This window comes from Rathayibacter sp. AY1C5 (assembly GCF_002931705.1).
Lineage (GTDB): Bacteria > Actinomycetota > Actinomycetes > Actinomycetales > Microbacteriaceae > Rathayibacter.
Window position 1 is genome coordinate 16558 of the sequence record NZ_PSWD01000004.1, and the last position, 19615, is coordinate 36172.

The following is a 19615-nucleotide window of genomic DNA, read 5'->3' on the forward strand; positions in this document are numbered from 1 at the left end:
CTTCAGTGTCGGTGGTGGAGATCAGAAGATGTTGAGCACGAAGCCGCCGATGAACAGCGCGATCGCGCCGACCAGCAGGACGGCCGCGGTGATCGCGAGGACCACCGGGACGCTCACGCCGGCGCGCTTCTGCGGCGCGATCATCGAGGTGCCGGCGGCGTGCGTGGAGACGGCGCTGGACGCCCGGACCGGCTCGGACTCGCCGGCGGGCTGCTCGCGGTCGATGCGGTCGACGTAGCGGTCCACATCGGGCGAGTCGTAGAGGTTCGGGTGCTGGCCCGTGGAGCCGAGGCTGCGCGGGAGGTCGAACGAGCCGGTGACGAGGATCTCCCCCGTGTCCGTGCCGACGGTCGCGCCGGGGCCCGTGGTCGGCAGGATCAGCGCGTTGGTGGTGGTGACGGCACCGGTGGCGGCGACTCCGCTCGCGATGAGGGAGTCGAACGAGGCGTCCACCTCCTCCTTCGACTTGCTGTCGAGCTCCTCGGTGATGGCGAGGTGCTCGATCGGCGGCTCGAAGCTCCCGGTGATCTCGGTGGCCTTCTCGTCGGCGATGTCGAGGGATCCGCCCACCGACGCGAAGAGCGCGGTGTTCAGGTGCGGCTGCTCGGGCTGCTCGCCGGCCGTCGGCCGCTCGTCGTCCGCGTCCCGCTCGTCGGAGGCGTCCGAGGACGGCGTCTCGTCGTCGGAGGAGGAGCTCTCGATCTCGGCCTCGTGCACCTCGGCCTCGTCGGCGTCCGCGGTCGCATCGCCCGCGGACTCGTCCGTCTCCTCCTCGGACGCCTCGGGGGCGTCCTCGGTGACGACGTCCTCGTCGCCCTCCGGCTCCTGCTCCGCTGCACCCTCGGGCACCGGCTCCGCGTCGCGGGACTCGTCGGCCGCCTCGATCACGGGGACCGCCCCGGTCGGCGGGAGCGCCGAGGCGCGCTCCAGGGCGCCCTCGACGTCGTCGGAGCGCTCGTCGTCGGACCGCTCCTCGTCGGCGGGCGGCTCCGCCTCCGGTGCGGCGGCGACCTTCTCCGCCTGCTGCTGCGCCAGCAGTGCGCGCAGCTCCCGACGGGTCAGCTGGCGGCCCGTGGCGTTCTCGGTGGCGACGATCTCCATCGAGGAGGTGCGCAGGTCGGGCTCGCTCGCGGGGCTCGGCTCGACGGGGGTGATCCGCAGGGCCTGGGTGGGGGTCAGCACCGGCATGTCGCCGGCGGTGGTGGCGGTCGCGGTGGCAGCTCGGCGGGACGTCGTCGGAACGGCGGCGGTCGTGGCCGCACCGGCCTCGCGCCTCTCGCGCTCGCGGATCTCGCGCCGGGTGAGCGGCTTCTCCTCGGGCTGAACTGTCATGACGTGCTCCGATACAGGTGGTGCTTCGAGATGTACTGGACGACACCGTCGGGAACCAGGTACCAGACCGGATGACCCCGGTTGACGCGGCTCCGACAGTCGGTCGAGGAGATCGCCAGTGCCGGAATCTCCAACAAGGATACGTCCTGGGCCGGCAATCCCGAAACGTTGAGGACGTGCCCCGGCCGGCTGACGGCGACGAAGTGGGCCAGCTCCCACAGCTCGTCGTAGTCCTTCCAGCTCAGGATCTGAGCGACCGCGTCCGCGCCGGTGATGAAGAACAGCTCGGCGTCGGGGTGCGCGGCGTGGATGTCGCGCAGGGTGTCGATCGTGTAGGTCGTGCCGATCCGGTCCACGTCGACGCGGCTGACGGTGAAGCGCGGGTTCGACGCCGTCGCGATCACCGTCATCAGGTACCGGTGCTCGGCGGAGGTCACCGTCTTCTTGTGCCACGGCTGGCCGGTGGGCACGAAGACGACCTCGTCCAGGTCGAACGACTGGGCCACCTCGGAGGCGGCGACCAGGTGACCGTGGTGGATCGGGTCGAAGGTGCCGCCCATCACGCCGATGCGCGGACGCCGCGGGCCTCCGCTCGCGGCGGACGTCACGATCGCTGGGCTCCCCGCCTAGTGTCCGTGACCGTGCTGGTCGTGGGAGCCGGCGCCGGTCTTGTGCGAGTGGCGGTTCGCCACGTCGCGGTAGCTCCAGGTGACGAAGCCGAGGGCCGTGAAGGCGACGGCGGCGATCAGGCCGAAGACGATCGGGGGGAACGGCAGCTCCGTGTGGGCCGCTGCTTCGGCGAGGACGGTCATCGCGAGGGACATGCAGTGCTCCTTGGAGGTCGTGGTCGCCCCGGCGGGGCTCCGACGAGTCTACCCGGACGCCGCTCGACGCCGGATCGCCGGTCCGGGCGCTAGGCGCGGACCTGTCCCGCGCCGCGCAGCAGCCACTTCGTGCTGGTCAGCTCGGGAAGACCCATGGGGCCCCGAGCGTGCAGCTTCTGCGTCGAGATGCCGACCTCGGCGCCGAACCCGAACTCCCCGCCGTCGGTGAAGCGGGTGGAGGCGTTGACCATCACGACCGCGGAGTCGACCTCGGCGAGGAAGCGCTCGGCGCTTCGGAGGTCGTTCGTCACGATCGACTCGGTGTGGTGGGTGGAGTACCGGTCGATGTGGGCCATCGCGGCGTCGAGGTCGTCGACGATCGCGACGGCGACGTCGAGCGAGTAGTACTCCGCGGACCAGTCCTCATCGGTGGCGGGCACCGCGTCGGGCCAGAGCGCCGCGACGCGCTCGTCGCCGTGCACGGTCACTCCCGCTTCCGCGAGCCGGCCGAGGACGGGCGGGAGGAGGCGCTCGGCGGCGTCGCGGTGGACGAGGAGGGTCTCGAGGGCGTTGCAGGTGCTCGGACGCTGCACCTTGGCGTTGTGGACGATGTCCACGGCCCAACGCTCGTCGGCACTGGCGTCGAGGAAGACGTGGACGACTCCGGCGCCCGTCTCGATCACGGGGACCGTCGACTCCGTCACGACCGACTCGATGAGGCCCGCGCTCCCCCGCGGCACCAGGACGTCGACGTAGCCGCGCGCTCGCATGAGGGCCTTCGCGCCCTCGCGGCCGTGGTCGTCGACCGTCTGCACCAGCTCGGCGGGCAGGCCCACGGAGGCGACGGCCTCCTGCAGCAGCTCCACCAGGACGCGGTTCGTGTTCTCCGCGGCCGTGCCTCCGCGCAGGATCACGGCGTTCCCGCTCTTGAGGGCGAGCGCCGCGATGTCGATGGTGACGTTCGGGCGCGCCTCGTAGATCGCTCCGACCACGCCGAACGGGACCCGCACCTGGGTGAGGGAGGCGCCGTTGGGCAGGTTCGATCCCCGCACCGTCTGCCCGACCGGATCGGTGAGCCCGACGACCGCGACGACGGCGTCGGCGAGGGACCCCAGGCGCACCGCATCGAGGCGGAGGCGGTCCTGCAGGCCCGGGCTCATGCCGCTCTCGCGACCCCGCTGGAGGTCGAGCTCGTTCGCCGGGACGACGCGCTCGGCGCTCGAGCGCACCGCGTCGGCGATGGCGAGCAGAGCCCGGTTCTTGAGGTCGGTGGTCGCACTGCGGAGGGAGCGCGACGCGACGCGGGAAGCGGCGAACCGCTCGGTCAGCGCACTGCTGTCGGGGGTCGTCTGCGGCATCCGGCCAGTGTAGAGGCAGACGACCCCGGCGGCGGGAGTCAGCTCTCCTCGCCGGCCTCCGTGCCGTCGCCCTCGTCGGCGACGCGCCAGACGCCGCCCTGGCGCTCGCGCTCGAGTTCCGCGCGGGCCTCGGCCTTGGCGTCCATCCGCTCGAAGTAGTCCTCGCGACGCTCGTTGCGGGTCTTGCGCCGGTTGTCCTCGAGGCGGAGGTCCGTTCCGCGGGGCGCGGTGATGAGCTCGGCCGTCGAGGTGAGGGTCGGCTCCCAGTCGAAGACGACGCCGTCGCCGGGGCCGATGACGACGGTGGAGCCGGCGACCGCTCCAGCCGAGAACAGGCCGTTCTCGACTCCGAGCTTGGCCAGGCGGTCGGCGAGGAAGCCGACGGCCTCGTCGTTCGTGAAGTCGGTCTGCGCGACCCAGCGCACGGGCTTGGTGCCCAGGACCCGGTACACGTTGCCGTACGAGCCGCCCTCGACCCGGATCTCGAAGTCTTTCTCGTCCACGGCGCGGGGGCGGATGGTGATGCGCTCCACCCGCGGCACGGCGGCGAGCTCGAGGCGGTGCTTCTCGACGATCTCGGCGAGGGCGAACGTCAGCTGGCGGAGTCCCGAGTGGCTGACCGTCGAGATCTCGAACACGCGGTAGCCGCGGCCCTCGAGGTCGGCCCGGACGAAGTCGGCCAGTTCCTGGGCCTCGGGCACGTCGACCTTGTTGAGCGCGATCAGCTGCGGGCGCTCGATCAGCGGCACCTGTCCGTCGCCGACGGGGTACGCCGCCAGCTCGCCGAGGATGATGTCGAGGTCGGTCAGCGGGTCGCGGCCGGGCTCGAGCGTGGCGCAGTCGAGCACGTGGACGAGCGCGGTGCAGCGCTCGACATGGCGGAGGAACTCCAGGCCCAGGCCCTTGCCCTCGCTCGCGCCCTCGATGAGACCGGGCACGTCGGCGACGGTGAACCGCGACTCCCCCGCCTGCACGACGCCGAGGTTGGGCGCGAGGGTCGTGAACGGGTAGTCCGCGATCTTCGGCTTGGCCGCCGAGATCGCCGCGACGAGGCTCGACTTGCCCGCCGAGGGGAATCCGACGAGCGCGACGTCCGCGACGGTCTTCAGCTCGAGGACGACGTCGCCCTCCCAGCCCGGCGTGCCGAGCAGCGCGAAGCCGGGCGCCTTGCGCTTCGTGGTGGCGAGAGAGGCGTTCCCGAGCCCGCCCTGCCCGCCCGGAGCGATGACGAACCGGAGGCCGGGCTCGTCCATGTCGATCAGCTGGTCGCCGTCCGGCGACTTGACGACCGTGCCGACCGGGACGGGGAGCTCCATGAGCTCGCCGTTCCCGCCCGCGCGGTGGTCGCCCATGCCGGGACCGCCGTTCTCGGAGCTGCGGTGCGGGTGGCGGTGGTAGGCGAGCAGCGTCGTCGTCTGCGGGTCGGCGACGAGGACGATGTCGCCCCCGTGCCCGCCGTTGCCGCCGTCGGGGCCGGCGAGCGGCTTGAACTTCTCGCGACGGACGGAGACGCAGCCGTTGCCGCCGTGGCCGGCACGCAGATGCAGCGTGACGTTGTCGACGAAGGTGACCATGGTGTGAATCCGTCCGTGAGTGCGTGCGGCGCCGGGATGCCGGCGCCGGGGGGCTGTGCCCCGGTAAACGCGCAAGGGGCGAGCCGAAGCCCGCCCCTTGCGTCCTGTGCCTGTGCGGCCGAGGAGGTCGACCCTACTGGGCGGCCGCCACGATGTTGACGACCTTGCGGCCGCCCTTGCTGCCGAACTCGACAGCGCCCGCCGAGAGGGCGAACAGGGTGTCGTCGCCACCGCGTCCGACGTTCGCGCCGGGGTGGAAGTGCGTGCCGCGCTGGCGGACGATGATCTCGCCCGCGTTCACGACCTGGCCGCCGAAGCGCTTGACGCCGAGACGCTGCGCGTTCGAGTCGCGACCGTTGCGAGTGGAGCTCGCGCCCTTCTTGTGTGCCATTTCTCATCTCCTCGAGACCGGGGGGCCGCAGCCCCGTGCTGTTGCCCTGCAGGGCGATGGCTCGCTCCGCAGGTCAGCTCAATTCCTTTGCAGGACTACTTGATGCCAGTGACCTTGACGCGCGTGAGGTCCTGACGGTGCCCCTGGCGCTTCTTGTAACCGGTCTTGTTCTTGAACTTCTGGATGATGATCTTCGGACCACGGAGGTCCTCGAGCACCTCGGCGGTGACGGTGACGCCCGCGAGGGTCGCCGCGTCCGAGGTGATCGACTCACCGTCGACGAGCAGCACGGCAGGAAGCTGCACGGTGCCGTTCTCGTCGGCCTTGACGCGGTCCATCGTCACGATGGTGCCGACCTCGACCTTCTCCTGCCGACCGCCGGCGCGCACAACTGCGTAAACCACTTCTCGTACCTGTTTCTCGTCTGGACGGAGCGGAGGCCTCGTCCGGGGCTTGTAGGGACGGGGCTGAGCCCCGGTCTTCCGGTTCGTACCCGTCTCCTCACGACACGAGGGAACCGGCACCGCGGCCCGCGCCCCGTGAGGGGCGGAGCGACAACGGAAATCTGCGTGAGCACATGGATCGCGCCACACCAACGGTCAAGAGTACGGGATCCGCGCTCCACGGTCAAACGCACACGACTGCGAAGCCGTGTCCACCCGACCGGCGACCCCGTCACGATAGTCGAGGAGGAGGCGCGTGGACGGACGGCGCGCCGCCTACGATCGGGGAATGGTCATCCTCGTCGACGGCGCGCGCTGGCCGGCGCACGGCCGGCTGTGGGCGCACCTCGTGAGCGACGTCTCGCTCGAGGAGCTCCACGACTTCGCGCGCCGTCTCGGCGTGCCCGAGCGCGGCTTCGACCTGGACCACTACGACGTGCCCGAGGAGCGGATCGACGAGCTCGTCGCCGCGGGCGCGGTCCCCGTCGGCGCGCGGGAGCTGGTCGAGCGGCTGAGGCGGAGCGGGCTCCGCGTCCGCGGGCGCGACCGGGATGCCGAGAGGGCCCGGCGCCGGCTCTCGCCGGGCACCGGGCCCTCCTGACACCGGGTCGCGCTACTGGTCGGCGCGGCGCGGGGTCTGCTCGGGGATGACCGCGACTCCGGTGAGCGCGGCCGTCGTGACGCGCCGGCTCTTCGCACGGCCCTGGCCGGGCTGCTTCGGAGCCGGCAGAGCGTCGAGCACGGAGTCGAGCAGGTGCTCGGCGACCTCGCTGCGGACGCGGCGCGGAGGCGTGACCGGCGCGATCGGGATGTCGAGGATCGGCGCGGCAGCGGCCGGCTCGATCTCCTTCTCGACCGGGGTCTCGACGGGAGCCGACTCGACGGTCGCCGTCTCGGCGGCCTCCTGGCGCGGCTCGCGGTCGCGGCTGCGACGACGGCGCTCGCCCCGGGCGGGACGCTCGCCGCGACGGCTCGGCTCGGACGGCTGCTCCTCGGGTGCCGTGGCGGACTCCTCCGGCGCCATGGCCTCGACGGTCTCGGCGGCGTCCTCGACCAGCGCGGCCGCCTCCTCCGCCGCCTGGCGCACGGCCTGGGGGTGGATGGTGCTGGCGGCGATCTGCGCGAGCGCGTTCTTCGCGTCGTCCGTGATGGCGTGGGTGCTGACCGGCTTGGTCGCCGGCGCGCCCTGCCCGTTCTGCCCGCCGTTCGAGCGCCCGGAGGCGGCGGGCTGCTGCTCGCCGCCCTTGCCCCGGCGGCGCTGCTCCTGCTGCGGAGCGGCGGTCGACCGGTGCTTGAGCACGGGGTCGTGGTGGACGATGACGCCGCGTCCGGCGCAGATCTCGCAGTTCTCGCTGAAGGTCTCGAGCAGGCCCAGGCCCAGCTTCTTGCGGGTCATCTGCACGAGGCCGAGCGAGGTGACCTCGGCGACCTGGTGCTTCGTCCGGTCGCGGCTCAGGCACTCGACCAGGCGGCGGAGCACGAGGTCGCGGTTGGACTCGAGCACCATGTCGATGAAGTCGACGACGATGATGCCGCCGATGTCGCGCAGGCGCAGCTGGCGGACGATCTCCTCGGCCGCCTCCAGGTTGTTCTTCGTGACCGTCTCCTCGAGGTTCCCCCCCGAGCCGACGAACTTGCCGGTGTTGACGTCGACCACGGTCATCGCCTCGGTGCGGTCGATCACGAGCGAGCCGCCGCTGGGCAGCCACACCTTGCGCTCCAGCGCCTTCTCGATCTGCTCCGTGATGCGGAACTCGTCGAACGCGTCCTTCTCACCCGTGTAGACCTCGACGCGCTCGAGCAGATCGGGGGCGACCTGGCTGAGGTAGAGCTCGATGGTCTCGCGGGCGTCGTCGCCGGCGATGACCATCTTCTCGAAGTCCTCGTTGAAGACGTCGCGGACGATCTTGATCAGCAGGTCCGGCTCGCTGTGCAGGAGAGCGGGAGCCTGCCCGGTCGCGGCCTTCGCGCTGAGAGCCGTCCACTGCGCGGTCAGGCGCTCGACGTCGACGGTCAGCTGCTCCTCCGTGGCGCCCTCGGCCGCGGTCCGGACGATGACGCCCACGTTCTCGGGCAGCACCTCCTTGAGGATCTTCTTCAGGCGGGCGCGCTCGGTGTCCGGGAGCTTCCGCGAGATGCCGTTCATCGAACCGTTGGGCACGTAGACGAGGTAGCGGCCGGGGAGCGAGATCTGGCTCGTGAGACGGGCGCCCTTGTGGCCGACGGGGTCCTTCGTGACCTGGACGAGGACCCGGTCGCCGGGCTTGAGCGCGAGCTCGATCCGGCGGGGGCCGCCGGCGTTGTTCGCGGCGTCCCAGTCGACCTCGCCGGAGTAGAGCACGGCGTTGCGCCCGCGTCCGATGTCGACGAAGGCGGCCTCCATGCTCGGGAGGACGTTCTGCACGCGGCCGAGGTAGACGTTGCCGATGAGCGACGCCTCCTGCGAGCGGGCGACGTAGTGCTCGGCGAGGACGCCGTCCTCGAGCACGCCGATGCGGATGCTGTCCTCCTTCGAGCGGACGACCATGACGCGGTCGACGGCCTCCCGGCGGGCGAGGAACTCGGACTCGGTGACGACCGTGCGGCGTCGGCCGGCGTCGCGGCCGTCGCGGCGGCGCTGCTTCTTGGCCTCGAGGCGGGTCGAGCCCTTGATGCGCTGCGGCTCGGTGATGAGCTCGGGCTCGCGGGCCTCGCGCTGCTCGCGCGGCTGGCGGACCCGGACGACGGTGTTCTCGGGGTCGTCGGAGCCGGACCTCTCGCTCTCGCCGCTGCGGCGGCGCGAGCGGCGGCGGACGGAGCCCTGCTCCTCGGCCGGGCTCTCGCGCTCCTCCTGGACGCCCAGCGGCGCACCGCGGGGAGGCAGCGGAGCCAGCTCGACGTAGTCGGGCAGGACCGGCGCCTGGAACAGCAGCGACGGGCTCGGCAGTGCGGGCCGTCGCGGCTCCTCCTGGTCGGCGCCCGGGGTCTGCGGCAGGGCGTTGAAGAACACCGCGCCCGTCGACGTCGACGGCTCGGCCGCCTCCGCGGCGCTCCCGGTCTCGGGCAGCTCGGTGCCCTCGGCTCCGGTCTGGTCGGTCTCGTTGCTGTCGATGATCGTCTCCCCTGTCGCTGGCGCGCTCGACTCGGTCCGCCGGCTCGCCCGGCGGCCACCGAAGAGGCGGCTGATCTTCCTGGCCCCGCTGCGGGGCTCGTCGCGGTCCGGATCGGATCCGCTCGTACTGTTGTCTTCCACCATTCCTGGTGCACTCCTCGGCCGGGTCGTCCGCCGCGTCGTCTTCCCGGATGCTTCTCTCGTGCGAGGGGCCTCGGCCCGCCGCGAATCCTTCCGCTCCCCCGGTCCCGTCGCGCTCGTGGCGCGGGACTCCGGTTGCAGCTGCACACTCGGAACTGACTATCCGACACGCGCTCCCCCGCGGTGCGACCTGCGGTCGACTCCCGGCGGAGCGGAGATCCGGCGCGTCCATTCGCGGAACGCTGTCGATCTCCTGTGGCCCGGTGCTCGCCCGGTAAACCTTCTTCGCGTCGATGCGGGGTCCCCCGGACCGACGGCTCCGATTATCGCACGCATTCCCAGAGGCGCCGATCCGGCGCGTGCCATAATCCCCCGGTGTCCAGCGATCCCGGGGTGCGCGACGCCCCCACCCAGCAGCGCCCCGTCCTCTTCGCCGTCCTGCTGATCGTCCTCGGCGTGATCGGCTGGACCGCCGCCTTCGCCCTCACGAACGACAAGTTCGCCGCTCTCGAGAACCCGGATGCGGGCCTCGGCTGCGACTTCAGCCTGCTCGTGCAGTGCAGTGCGAACCTGAACTCGGCGCAGGGCGCGGTCTTCGGCTTCCCGAACCCCCTCATCGGCCTGGCGGCCTGGATCGCGCCGATCGTGGTGGGGCTGGGCCTGCTCGCAGGCGCCCGGTTCGACCGGTGGTTCTGGGCGGCCTTCAACGTCGGCTTCCTGCTGGCCCTGGTGTTCGTGGGCTGGCTCATCGCGACGAGCGTCTTCGCGCTCGGAACGCTCTGCCCCTGGTGCATGCTCACCTGGGCCGTCGTCATCCCGGGCTTCTGGCTGGTGACGCTCCGCAACCTCCGTGAGGGCGTGTTTTCCGTCCCCGCCGGGGTGCGCCGCTTCGCCGGTGCCGCCTACGGCTGGGTCCCGTTCATCACGCTGCTCTGCTACCTGCTGATCGCGGTGATCGCGCAGGTGAGGCTGAACGTGCTCGCCTACCTCTGACGGACGTCGTCAGAGGCAGGCGGCCGAGCGGCTCAGGCGAACCAGAGGCCGAGCTCGCGCGCGGCCGACTCCTCGGAGTCGGACCCGTGCACGAGATTCTGCTGGACCTTGAGGCCCCAGTCGCGGCCGAGGTCGCCGCGGATGGTGCCGGGAGCGGCCGTGGTCGGGTCGGTGGTGCCGGCGAGGGCGCGGAAGCCCTCGATCACGCGGTCGCCCGCGATGCGCAGGGCGACGATCGGGCCGCTCTCCATGAATTCGACGAGCGGCTCGTAGAAGGGCTTGCCCTCGTGCTCGGCGTAGTGGGCGGCGAGCAGCTCGCGGTCGGCCTCGACGAGCTTCACGTCGACGAGGGAGTAGCCCTTCGCCTCGATGCGGCGGAGGATCTCGCCGGTGAGGTTGCGGGCGACGCCGTCGGGCTTGACGAGGACGAGGGTCTCCTGGGTGGCCATGGTTCAGCGGTCTCCTTCGGTGGGGTCGGTGGGCTCCGCCGCCCGGCGCGTCTGAGCGTCGAGGCGGGTGCCGGTCACCATGCAGTATGTCCACAGCGCCACGAAGGCGGCGCCTATCACGTACATGATCGGGACCAGCAGGCCCGAGGCCACGATAACGAACTGGAGCACCCACCCGATGCGGAAGCCGACCGGCCGGTTCAGCAGGCCCAGAGTGGCGACGAGCGCGAGGCAGACCACCGCTCCCCCGACCAGCACGACCACGGGGTCGGCCGCCTTCAGCCCGAAGGCCACCAGGGTGGCGAGGAAGACGATGACCGCCTCGAAGCCGAGCACGATCGAGCCGAGGCTCTCCCGGACGGTCCGCGAGCGCCGCGGGCGTCCGGCCCTCACGCGCCCAGCCAGTTCTCGTCGCGGGCCGCGGTGATCGTGCGGCCGACGAGGGTGATCGAGCCCGTGACCAGCAGGGCGCCCTTGTCGGTGCGCGCCGCGAGGACGCGACCGGCCGTGAGAGCACCCAGCGGGTCGTCGGCGACGCGGACCGCCTCCTCCGGGAACACGGTGCGGGCGAGCGCGGCGAGCTCCTCGGCGGGCATCGCCCGATCGCTCGGCGCCGTGGTCACGATCAGCTCGTCCACCACGGGGCGGAGCTCCCGGAGGATCCCCTCGGCGTCCTTCTCGGCCAGCACGCCGAGGACGGCCGTCACGCGGTCGAAGTCGAAGTAGCGGCCGAGAGCGGCGGCGAGGGACGCGGCACCGTGCGGGTTGTGCGCCGCGTCGACGACGGTGCGCGGAGCGAGTCCGACGAGCTGCAGGCGGCCCGGGGAGGTCGCGGCGGCGAAGCCCTCGTCGAGGACGTCGCCGGTGAGCTCCTGCGTCCCGCCTCCCAGGAACGTCTCGACAGCGGCGACGGCCACGGCGGCGTTCTCGGCCTGGTGGTCGCCGAAGAACGGCAGCAGCAGCTGCTCGTACGTGGTGACGAGTCCCCGGACGGTGACGACCTGGCCGCCGACGGCGACGGTCGTCGACTCGACGTCGAACTCCGCCCCCTCGACGACGATCGTCGACTCGGTGGCCTCGGCCGCGTGCCGCAGCACCGCCTCCGCCTCCGGGACCTGCCTCGCGGAGACCACCGAGGCGAGCGGCTTGACGATGCCCGACTTGGTGCGCGCGATCTCCTCGATCGTCGAGCCGAGGCGGTCGGTGTGGTCGAGGGCGATCGGCGTGAAGACGGCGACCTGCGCGTCGGCGACGTTCGTCGAGTCCCACTCGCCGCCCATCCCCACCTCGACGACGGCCACATCGACCGGCGCGTCGGCGAAGGCCGCGTAGGCCAGGACGGTGATCGCCTCGAAGAAGGACAGCGGCGCCTCGCCCTGCTCGGCCAGCTCGGCGTCGGTCATCCGCAGGTACGGCTCGACGTCCTGCCAGTTGTCGGCGAGGCTCCGGTCCGAGATCGGGTCTCCGTCGATGACGATGCGCTCGTTGAAGCGCTCGAGGTGCGGACTGGTGAACAGGCCCACCCGCAGCCCGTGGGCGCGCAGCAGGCTCTCGATCATCCGGCTGGTCGAGGTCTTGCCGTTGGTTCCGGCGATCTGGATCACCGGGTAGCCGCGCTGCGGGTCGCCGAGGATCTCGACGGCGCGCCGGGTCGGAGCGAGGCGCGGGCGGACGCTCGCCTCGCCCAGGCGCTCCAGCAGCGCGGCGTAGACGGCGTCGGCGGCCGCGCGGTCGGCGTCGTCCGGCTCGAACGGATCAGACATCGGCGGCCTCGACCTTCTCGACGCGGATGATGGCGGTGCCCGCGGGGCCGACGGCGATCGCGCCCTCGCCGCCCTCGAGAGCCGTGGTGAGCGGAGTGAACGCGCATCCGGTCGCGAGGGTCTCCTCCGCGATCCAGAGCGCGTGCGGCTCGAGCGCCTGCAGGCTCGGCTCGTCGAGCACGACCTCCAGGACGATCCGGTCGCTGACCTCGAACCCGGCCGCCTTGCGGGCGTCCTGCACCGCGCGGATGAGGTCGCGGGCGAGCCCCTCCGCTTCGAGCTCGGGGGTGGTCGCCGTGTCGAGGAGCACGAAGCCCCCGCGCGGGAGCAGGGCGATGGCGCGGTCGTCGCCGGCCGAGCCGCCGACCTCGAGCGTGAGCTCGTACTCGCCCTCGACCAGCTCGACGCCGCCGGCGGTGACGACGCCGTCCGTCTCGCTCCAGTCGCCGGCCTTGGCGGCCCTGATCACGGTCTGCACGCCCTTGCCGAGCCGGGGCCCGGCGGCGCGCGCGTTGACCGCGAGACGGGAGGTGACGCCGTAGTCGGCGGCGCTGGAGTCGACCAGCGGCACCAGCGACACCTCCTTCACGTTCAGCTCGTCGCGGAGGATCGCCTCGAACGGCGCGAGCTCGGCGGCGTCGGCGACCACCACGGTCAGGCGCGCGAGCGGCAGGCGGACGCGGAGCCCGGCCTGCTTGCGGAGGGAGAGCGCGGTGGACGAGATGCCGCGGACCGCGTCCATCGCGTGCACGAGCGCCGGGTCGGCGGGGAACTCGTCCGCCTCCGGCCAGTCGGTGAGGTGGACGCTGCGGCCGCCGGTCAGGCCCTGCCAGATCTGCTCCGTGACGAGAGGCAGGAGCGGGGCGGCGACGCGGCACACGGTCTCGAGGACCGTGTAGAGCGTGTCGAACGCCTCCGATCCGCGGCCGTCCTCGTCGACGCCCTGCCAGAAGCGGTCGCGGGAGCGGCGCACGTACCAGTTCGTGAGCACGTCGCTGAAGTCGCGGAGCGCGGCGGCCGCGAGCGTGGAGTCCAGCGCCTCGAGCCGGCCGGTCACGGTCTCGACCAGATCGCGGGTCTTGGCCAGCAGGTAGCGGTCGAGGACGTCCTCGGAGCCGGTGCGCCTGGTCGCCTCGTAGCCGCCGCCCGCCGAGGCGTTGGCGTAGAGGGAGAAGAAGTACCAGGTGCTCCACAGCGGCAGCAGCACCTGGCGGACGCCCTCGCGGATGCCATCCTCCGTCACGACGAGGTTGCCGCCCCGGAGGACCGGGCTCGACATCAGGAACCAGCGCATGGCGTCGGAGCCGTCGCGGTCGAAGACCTCGGCCACGTCCGGGTAGTTGCGCAGCGACTTGGACATCTTCTGCCCGTCGTTGCCCAGCACGATGCCGTGGCTGACCACGTTGCGGAACGCCGGGCGGTCGAAGAGCGCGGTGGAGAGCACGTGCAGCGTGTAGAACCAGCCGCGCGTCTGCCCGATGTACTCGACGATGAAGTCCGCCGGGTTGTGGGTGTCGAACCAGTCCGCGTTCTCGAACGGGTAGTGCACCTGGGCGAAGGGCATCGATCCGGAGTCGAACCAGACGTCGAGGACGTCGCTGATCCGGCGCATCGTCGAGCGCCCGGTCGGGTCGTCGGGGTTCGGGCGGGTCAGCTCGTCGATGAACGGCCGGTGCAGGTCGTCCGGGCGCACGCCGAAGTCGCGCTCCAGCTCGTCCAGCGAGCCGTAGACGTCGATCCGCGGGTACTCCGGGTCGTCGCTCTTCCACACCGGGATCGGCGAGCCGAAGTAGCGGTTGCGGCTGATGGACCAGTCGCGCGCGCCCGAGAGCCACTTGCCGAACTGGCCGTCCTTGACGTTCTCGGGGACCCAGGTGATCTCCTGGTTGAGCTCCTCCATGCGGTCGCGGATCGCGGTGACGCGGACGAACCAGCTCGAGACCGCCTTGTAGATCAGCGGGTTGCGGCAGCGCCAGCAGTGCGGGTACGAGTGCTCGTAGCTCGCCTGGCGGAGCAGCCGGTGGCCCGCGCGCAGGAGCTGCGTGAGGGGCTTGTTCGCGTCGAAGACCTGGAGGCCGGCGACCTCGCTGATCTGCGGCAGGAAGCGGCCGCCGTCGTCGACCGAGATGATGACGGGGATGCCCGCCGCCTCGCAGACCTTCTGGTCGTCCTCGCCGTAGGCGGGCGCCTGGTGCACGATGCCGGTGCCCTCGCTGGTCGTCACGTAGTCGGCGACGAGGATGCGCCACGCGTTCTGCGTGCCCCAGGCCTCGGTGTCCGCGTAGTGGTCCCAGAGGCGGTCGTAGCTGATCCCCTCGAGCTCGGAGCCGCGGTGCGTGCGCGAGACGGCGGCCAGGGCCGACTCCGCGTCCGGATAGCCGAGGTCCTTCGCGTAGGCGCCGACCTGGTCGATGGCGAGCAGGTACTCGGCCGAGAGCTCGCGCTCCTCGGGCTCGCCCCTGCCGTCGGCCGCGCCGTTCGGGCCGGCGGGGACGACCGCGTACTCGATGTCGGGCCCGACGGCGAGCGCGAGGTTCGTCGGCAGCGTCCACGGCGTCGTCGTCCACGCGAGAGCGCGGACCGCCGTCAGCTGGAGCGCCTCCGCCGTCTCGCCGACCAGCGGGAAGGTGACGGTGACCGTCTGGTCCTGGCGCATCTTGTAGACGTCGTCGTCCATCCGCAGCTCGTGGTTCGAGAGCGGCGTCTGGTCGCGCCAGCAGTACGGCAGCACGCGGTGGCCCTCGTAGGCGAGGCCCTTGTCGTAGAGCTGCTTGAACGCCCAGATCACCGACTCCATGAAGGTGGGGTCGAGCGTCTTGTAGTCGTCGTCGAAGTCGACCCAGCGCGCCTGGCGGGTGACGTAGTCCTGCCACTCCCCGGTGTAGCGCAGCACCGACTCCTTCGCGGCGGCGTTGAAGGCCGCGACGCCCATCTCCTCGATCTGGGACTTGTCGGTGATGCCGAGCTGCCGCTCCGCCTCGAGCTCGGCGGGCAGGCCGTGGGTGTCCCAGCCGAAGCGGCGGTGCACCTGCCGTCCGCGCATGGTCTCGAAGCGGGGGAAGACGTCCTTGGCGTAGCCGGTGAGGAGGTGCCCGTAGTGCGGCAGGCCGTTGGCGAACGGCGGGCCGTCGTAGAAGACCCACTCCGGCGCTCCCTCGCGCTGCCGGATCGACTCCTGGAAGGTGTCGTCCGCCTTCCAGTACGCGAGCACGCGCTCCTCGATCTCGGGGAAGCGCGGCGACGGGGACACGCCCCGGCCGAACGCGGAGCCCTCGGCGGGCTCGGCTCCGTGCGGGGTGGGCGGGGTCAGGGGGTAGGTCACGTGCGGTCTCCTGGCAGTGCTGCTGGTCTGCACGAGGACGGCCCGCCCGGATCTCAGACCCCGGGCCGGGTCGCGGTACCACCTCGCTTGGACCGGTCGGCCGGTCGCTCCCGGAGGAGTGCCCGCTGACGCGTTCCCACTCGATCGGCTGTCACGGGCCGCACCCGTCCGGGTCTACTGGGCGCAGGCCGGAGCCGGCGCCGTTCTTCCGGAGACTCACCGGTGATGGCCGGGTCGAAGTCGTCCGGCGCTATCCTAGCGCGTCGGGGGAAGCGGAGCAGGAGCGGTTCATGGTGCGAGGAGTGCAGCGCGGACGGCCCCGCGCGTCGTCGCGCTCCATGCTCGAGGACGCCGCACTGGACCTCTTCGTCGAGCAGAGCTACGCGGGCACGACGATCGAGCAGATCGCCCAGCGGGCGGGGGTCTCGCGCAACACCTTCTTCAACTACTTCGAGTCCAAGAGCGACGTCTTCTGGGTGCTGGTCGACGACCGGCTGGCAGAGCTCCCGGAGGCGCTGGCCGAGACGGCGGCAGAGGCGCCGGTGATGGACGCGCTCGGCGACGCGCTGCTCGCGATCGGCTCCGGCTTCGGACCCGCGACGGTGCCGTGGGTGCTCACCCAGTCCGACATGATCGGCAGCGTCCACGAGCTGCAGGCGTCGGCCCTCGGCCGCCTCGCCCGGCAGGCGGCCGTGATCGCCCGCTTCGTGGAGGAGCGGAGCGCGCGCCCGCTGCCCTCGCACCTCTCGCGTGCCATCGCCTACGCGAGCGTCGGAGCCGCGGTGGCGGCCGTGCAGGCCTGGGCCGCGGGGGGCCCCACCCGCGGCGAGCTCGTGCCCTATCTCGACGAGGCGCTCGCGCCCGTCCGCGCCGGCTTCGCCCCCGTCGTCGACTGACCCGGCTCCCGCCGCTCCGGTAGAATCGTCGCGGCCGGCGGGCGACTCGCCCCGGAGCCCCCATCCAGGCACCATCACCACCGACACGGTGCCGCCCATAGCGAACCGGAGCATCATGACCCTCGCCGACCGCCTCCCCGCGAAGCCCGCCCTCGAGGGCCTGGAGGGCACGTGGGGCCTCCGCTGGCAGACCGACGGGACCTACCGGTTCGACCGCACCGGCCTCACCCGCGCCGACGTCTACTCGATCGACACCCCGCCGCCCACCGCGTCCGGGTCGCTGCACATCGGGCACGTCTTCTCCTACACGCACACCGACGTCGTCGCGCGGTTCCAGCGGATGCGCGGCAAGAGCGTCTTCTACCCGATGGGCTGGGACGACAACGGCCTGCCCACCGAGCGCCGCGTGCAGAACTACTACGGTGTGCGCTGCGACCCGACGCTCCCCTACGAGCCCGGCTTCACGCCTCCGTTCGAGGGCGGCGACAACAAGAGCAGCAAGGCCGCCGACCAGAAGCCGATCTCGCGCCGCAACTTCGTCGAGCTGTGCGAGCGCCTCACCGTCGAGGACGAGAAGCAGTTCGAGGACGTCTGGCGGGCCCTCGGCCTGTCCGTCGACTGGTCGCAGAGCTACCGGACCATCGGCGACGAGTCGCAGGCCGCCTCGCAGCGCGCCTTCCTCCGCAACCTCGCCCGAGGCGAGGCCTACCAGGCGCAGGCCCCGACGCTCTGGGACATCACCTTCCGGACCGCCGTCGCCCAGGCGGAGCTCGAGGACAAGGACCAGCCCGGCGCCTACCACCGCCTCGGCTTCCACCGCGAGGGCGGCGAGGACGTCTTCATCGAGACGACCCGTCCCGAGCTGCTGCCCGCCTGCGTCGCCCTCGTCGCGCACCCCGACGACGAGCGCTACCAGGCGCTGTTCGGCACCACCGTCCGCACGCCGCTCTTCGACGTCGAGGTCCCGGTGCTCGCGCACCACCTCGCGCAGAAGGACAAGGGCTCGGGCATCGCGATGATCTGCACCTTCGGCGACATCACGGACGTGGTCTGGTGGCGCGAGCTCGACCTGCCCAACCGCGCGATCATCGGCTTCGACGGCCGCCTGATCTCGGAGGCGCCCGCCGCGATCACGGGCGACGGGGGCCGCGCCGCCTACGAGCAGCTCGCCGGCAAGACCGTCTTCTCCGCGAAGCAGGCCGTCGTGGCGCTACTGAAGGAGTCCGGCGAAATGGTCGGCGACCCGCGCCCCATCACGCACCAGGTCAAGTTCTTCGAGAAGGGCGACAAGCCGCTCGAGATCGTGTCGACCCGCCAGTGGTACATCGGCAACGGCGCTCGCGACGCGGTGCTCAAGGAGCGCCTGCTGGAGCTCGGCCGCGACGTGCGCTTCGTGCCGGAGTTCATGCGCGTCCGCTACGAGAACTGGGTGAACGGCCTCTCCGGCGACTGGCTGATCTCGCGCCAGCGCTTCTTCGGCGTGCCGATCCCGGTGTGGTACCCGCTCGACGGCGACGGCAACCCCGTCTTCGACTCCCCGATCGTGCCGGACGAGGCGGCGCTGCCGGTGGATCCCTCCAGCGACCCGGCCCCCGGCTACTCGGAGGACCAGCGCGGAGCGGCGGGCGGCTTCCAGGGCGAGCTCGACGTGATGGACACCTGGGCGACCTCCTCGCTGACCCCGCAGCTCGCGGGCGGCTGGGAGCGCGACGACGAGCTCTGGCAGCTGGTCGCTCCCTACGACCTGCGCCCGCAGGGCCAGGACATCATCCGCACCTGGCTCTTCTCGACCCTCCTGCGCTCGCAGCTCGAGGACGGCCGCGCCCCGTGGAGCACGGCGACCGTGTCCGGCTTCATCGTCGACCCCGACCGCAAGAAGATGTCGAAGTCGAAGGGCAACGTGGTCACTCCCGCCGCGATGCTCGAGCAGCACGGCTCGGACGCGGTCCGCTACTGGGCCGCCTCCTCGCGCCTGGGCACCGACGCGGCCTTCGACCCGCAGAACCCGACGCAGATCAAGATCGGCCGCCGACTGGCGATCAAGATCCTCAACGCGGCGAAGTTCATCCACGGCTTCCCTCTCGCCGAGGGCGCCGAGGTCACCGACCCGCTGGACCTCAGCATGCTGGCCACCCTCGACACCGTGGTCGCCGACGCGACGACGGCGCTCGAGAACTACGACCACGCCCGCGCCCTCGAGACGACGGAGGCGTTCTTCTGGACGTTCTGCGACGACTACCTGGAGCTGGTGAAGGAGCGCGCGTACAGCGAGGACGGCGCGTCCGCCGCGGCCGCCCTGCACCGGGCGCTCGACGTCCTCCAGCGCCTGTTCGCGCCGTTCCTGCCGTTCGCGACGGAGGAGACCTGGTCGTGGTCGCACGACGACTCGGTGCACCTGCGCCCCTGGCCGGCCGTCGAGGGCCTGGGCGGCGACCCCGCCGTCCTGGCCGCCGCGAGCTCCGTCCTCACGGCCATCCGACGCGCGAAGACCGATGCGAAGGCCTCGCAGAAGACGCCGGCCCGCTCCGCCCTGGTGACGGCGCCCGCCGAGCTCGTCGCGTCTCTCCGACTCGCCGCGGGAGACCTCGCGGCCGTCGGCAGGATCGCGACGCTCGACTTCGCCGAGGGCGACGCCCTCGCGGTCGGCATCGAGCTCGAGACCGAGGCGTAGCGCCGCTCCCGGGGGGCGGGAACCGTCCCGCCTCCCTCCCCACCGTCGAGAGGACCCCTCCCATGCAGCTCGGAACCCGCTGGTCGGTCGGCCAGGTGCCGCCGCAGACCCTCCCCGAGATCGTCGTCACCGCCATCGGCGACGTCGAGGGCGAGCTCGCCGCGGCCGGCACGGCGACCGCCGACTGGCGCTGGACGCTCACCTGGCTCGAGGGCAGGCCCGTCCTCGAACTCGACGACGGCACGACGATCACCTACCGTCCCGCCGAGGACGCTGCCTACATCACGCAGCCGCAGGGCCGCGTGGAGGGCGAGGACGACGAAGACTGGGGCTGACGCCCCTTCGCGGCGCGGTCGCCGAGCCCGGT

The 19615-nt window shown here is 71.9% G+C and carries 17 protein-coding genes; 5 read left to right on the forward strand and 12 right to left on the reverse strand.

Annotated elements, in window-relative coordinates; genetic code table 11:
* Positions 1 to 21 precede the first annotated feature (21 nt).
* From C5C57_RS04950 to rplU, 7 genes are all read right to left on the reverse strand, one after another.
* Positions 22 to 1332: a hypothetical protein gene (locus C5C57_RS04950; RefSeq protein ID WP_104247266.1), complete on the reverse strand. Its 1311-nt coding sequence runs from the start codon at positions 1330 to 1332 to the stop codon at positions 22 to 24.
* On the reverse strand, positions 1329 to 1940 hold the full coding sequence (gene nadD / locus C5C57_RS04955; protein WP_104223678.1) for a nicotinate-nucleotide adenylyltransferase: 612 nt from the start codon (positions 1938 to 1940) through the stop codon (positions 1329 to 1331). The genes C5C57_RS04950 and nadD overlap by 4 nt, the downstream gene beginning before the upstream one ends.
* Before the next feature lie 18 nt (positions 1941 to 1958).
* Positions 1959 to 2156 carry a hypothetical protein gene (locus tag C5C57_RS04960; protein ID WP_104247267.1) on the reverse strand — a complete coding sequence of 66 codons (198 nt, stop codon included), beginning with the start codon at positions 2154 to 2156 and terminating at the stop codon, positions 1959 to 1961.
* A gap of 89 nt (positions 2157 to 2245) precedes the next feature.
* Entirely contained in the window at positions 2246 to 3514 is a 1269-nt protein-coding gene (locus C5C57_RS04965; RefSeq protein WP_104247268.1) for a glutamate-5-semialdehyde dehydrogenase, read from the reverse strand.
* Positions 3515 to 3552: 38 nt separating this feature from the next.
* On the reverse strand, positions 3553 to 5088 hold the full coding sequence (gene obgE, locus C5C57_RS04970; RefSeq protein ID WP_104223681.1) for a GTPase ObgE: 1536 nt from the start codon (positions 5086 to 5088) through the stop codon (positions 3553 to 3555).
* 133 nt (positions 5089 to 5221) lie between these two features.
* Complete coding sequence (gene rpmA, locus C5C57_RS04975; protein ID WP_068209107.1) at positions 5222 to 5479, reverse strand: 50S ribosomal protein L27; 258 nt, start codon at positions 5477 to 5479, stop codon at positions 5222 to 5224.
* A gap of 95 nt (positions 5480 to 5574) precedes the next feature.
* The gene (gene rplU, locus C5C57_RS04980; protein ID WP_104223682.1) at positions 5575 to 5883 is read right to left on the reverse strand and encodes a 50S ribosomal protein L21; all 309 of its coding nucleotides are present in this window, start codon (positions 5881 to 5883) and stop codon (positions 5575 to 5577) included.
* Positions 5884 to 6211: 328 nt separating this feature from the next.
* Between rplU and C5C57_RS04985 the strand changes: the two genes are divergently transcribed.
* Complete coding sequence (locus tag C5C57_RS04985; RefSeq protein ID WP_104247269.1) at positions 6212 to 6523, forward strand: DUF4031 domain-containing protein; 312 nt, start codon at positions 6212 to 6214, stop codon at positions 6521 to 6523.
* Between the two features lie 12 nt (positions 6524 to 6535).
* On the opposite strand, the gene C5C57_RS04990 is transcribed toward C5C57_RS04985, so the two are convergent.
* Positions 6536 to 9157, reverse strand: a complete 2622-nt coding sequence (locus C5C57_RS04990) for an Rne/Rng family ribonuclease (RefSeq protein ID WP_104247270.1) — start codon at positions 9155 to 9157, stop codon at positions 6536 to 6538.
* Between the two features lie 372 nt (positions 9158 to 9529).
* On the opposite strand from C5C57_RS04990, the gene C5C57_RS04995 reads away from it, so the two are divergent.
* Positions 9530 to 10147: a vitamin K epoxide reductase family protein gene (locus tag C5C57_RS04995; RefSeq protein ID WP_258072378.1), complete on the forward strand. Its 618-nt coding sequence runs from the start codon at positions 9530 to 9532 to the stop codon at positions 10145 to 10147.
* 32 nt (positions 10148 to 10179) lie between these two features.
* On the opposite strand, the gene ndk is transcribed toward C5C57_RS04995, so the two are convergent.
* Genes ndk through ileS form a run of 4 tightly spaced genes read right to left on the reverse strand, consistent with a single transcriptional unit; the run spans position 10180 to position 15681 of the window.
* On the reverse strand, positions 10180 to 10596 hold the full coding sequence (gene ndk, locus C5C57_RS05000) for a nucleoside-diphosphate kinase (RefSeq protein ID WP_104223686.1): 417 nt from the start codon (positions 10594 to 10596) through the stop codon (positions 10180 to 10182).
* 3 nt (positions 10597 to 10599) lie between these two features.
* Positions 10600 to 10989, reverse strand: coding sequence for a DUF4233 domain-containing protein (locus C5C57_RS05005; RefSeq protein WP_104262805.1), 390 nt, complete (start codon positions 10987 to 10989; stop codon positions 10600 to 10602).
* A complete protein-coding gene (locus C5C57_RS05010; RefSeq protein ID WP_104247272.1) occupies positions 10986 to 12359 on the reverse strand; it encodes a folylpolyglutamate synthase/dihydrofolate synthase family protein in 1374 nt (457 codons plus the stop codon). Before C5C57_RS05010 ends, C5C57_RS05005 begins: the two co-directional genes overlap by 4 nt.
* The gene (gene ileS, locus C5C57_RS05015) at positions 12352 to 15681 is read right to left on the reverse strand and encodes an isoleucine--tRNA ligase (RefSeq protein ID WP_374953596.1); all 3330 of its coding nucleotides are present in this window, start codon (positions 15679 to 15681) and stop codon (positions 12352 to 12354) included. Before ileS ends, C5C57_RS05010 begins: the two co-directional genes overlap by 8 nt.
* 290 nt (positions 15682 to 15971) lie before the next feature.
* Here ileS and C5C57_RS05020 point away from each other — a divergent pair, with 290 nt between their 5' ends.
* From C5C57_RS05020 to C5C57_RS05030, 3 genes are all read left to right on the forward strand, one after another.
* Positions 15972 to 16577: a TetR/AcrR family transcriptional regulator gene (locus tag C5C57_RS05020; RefSeq protein ID WP_104247273.1), complete on the forward strand. Its 606-nt coding sequence runs from the start codon at positions 15972 to 15974 to the stop codon at positions 16575 to 16577.
* A gap of 115 nt (positions 16578 to 16692) precedes the next feature.
* A complete protein-coding gene (valS, locus tag C5C57_RS05025; RefSeq protein ID WP_104247274.1) occupies positions 16693 to 19248 on the forward strand; it encodes a valine--tRNA ligase in 2556 nt (851 codons plus the stop codon).
* A 62-nt stretch (positions 19249 to 19310) separates the two neighbouring features.
* Positions 19311 to 19583: a hypothetical protein gene (locus C5C57_RS05030; RefSeq protein ID WP_104247275.1), complete on the forward strand. Its 273-nt coding sequence runs from the start codon at positions 19311 to 19313 to the stop codon at positions 19581 to 19583.
* Positions 19584 to 19615: the final 32 nt, after the last annotated feature.

Coding starts and splice junctions, on each gene's coding strand:
- C5C57_RS04950 (WP_104247266.1), bottom strand. CDS start 1,332: ATGACAGTTCAGCCCGAGGAGAAGCCGCTCACCCGGCGCGAGATCCGC.
- C5C57_RS04960 (WP_104247267.1), bottom strand. CDS start 2,156: ATGTCCCTCGCGATGACCGTCCTCGCCGAAGCAGCGGCCCACACGGAG.
- C5C57_RS04965 (WP_104247268.1), bottom strand. CDS start 3,514: ATGCCGCAGACGACCCCCGACAGCAGTGCGCTGACCGAGCGGTTCGCC.
- obgE (WP_104223681.1), bottom strand. CDS start 5,088: ATGGTCACCTTCGTCGACAACGTCACGCTGCATCTGCGTGCCGGCCAC.
- rpmA (WP_068209107.1), bottom strand. CDS start 5,479: ATGGCACACAAGAAGGGCGCGAGCTCCACTCGCAACGGTCGCGACTCG.
- C5C57_RS04985 (WP_104247269.1), top strand. CDS start 6,212: ATGGTCATCCTCGTCGACGGCGCGCGCTGGCCGGCGCACGGCCGGCTG.
- C5C57_RS04990 (WP_104247270.1), bottom strand. CDS start 9,157: ATGGTGGAAGACAACAGTACGAGCGGATCCGATCCGGACCGCGACGAG.
- ndk (WP_104223686.1), bottom strand. CDS start 10,596: ATGGCCACCCAGGAGACCCTCGTCCTCGTCAAGCCCGACGGCGTCGCC.
- C5C57_RS05010 (WP_104247272.1), bottom strand. CDS start 12,359: ATGTCTGATCCGTTCGAGCCGGACGACGCCGACCGCGCGGCCGCCGAC.
- C5C57_RS05020 (WP_104247273.1), top strand. CDS start 15,972: ATGGTGCGAGGAGTGCAGCGCGGACGGCCCCGCGCGTCGTCGCGCTCC.
- valS (WP_104247274.1), top strand. CDS start 16,693: ATGACCCTCGCCGACCGCCTCCCCGCGAAGCCCGCCCTCGAGGGCCTG.
- C5C57_RS05030 (WP_104247275.1), top strand. CDS start 19,311: ATGCAGCTCGGAACCCGCTGGTCGGTCGGCCAGGTGCCGCCGCAGACC.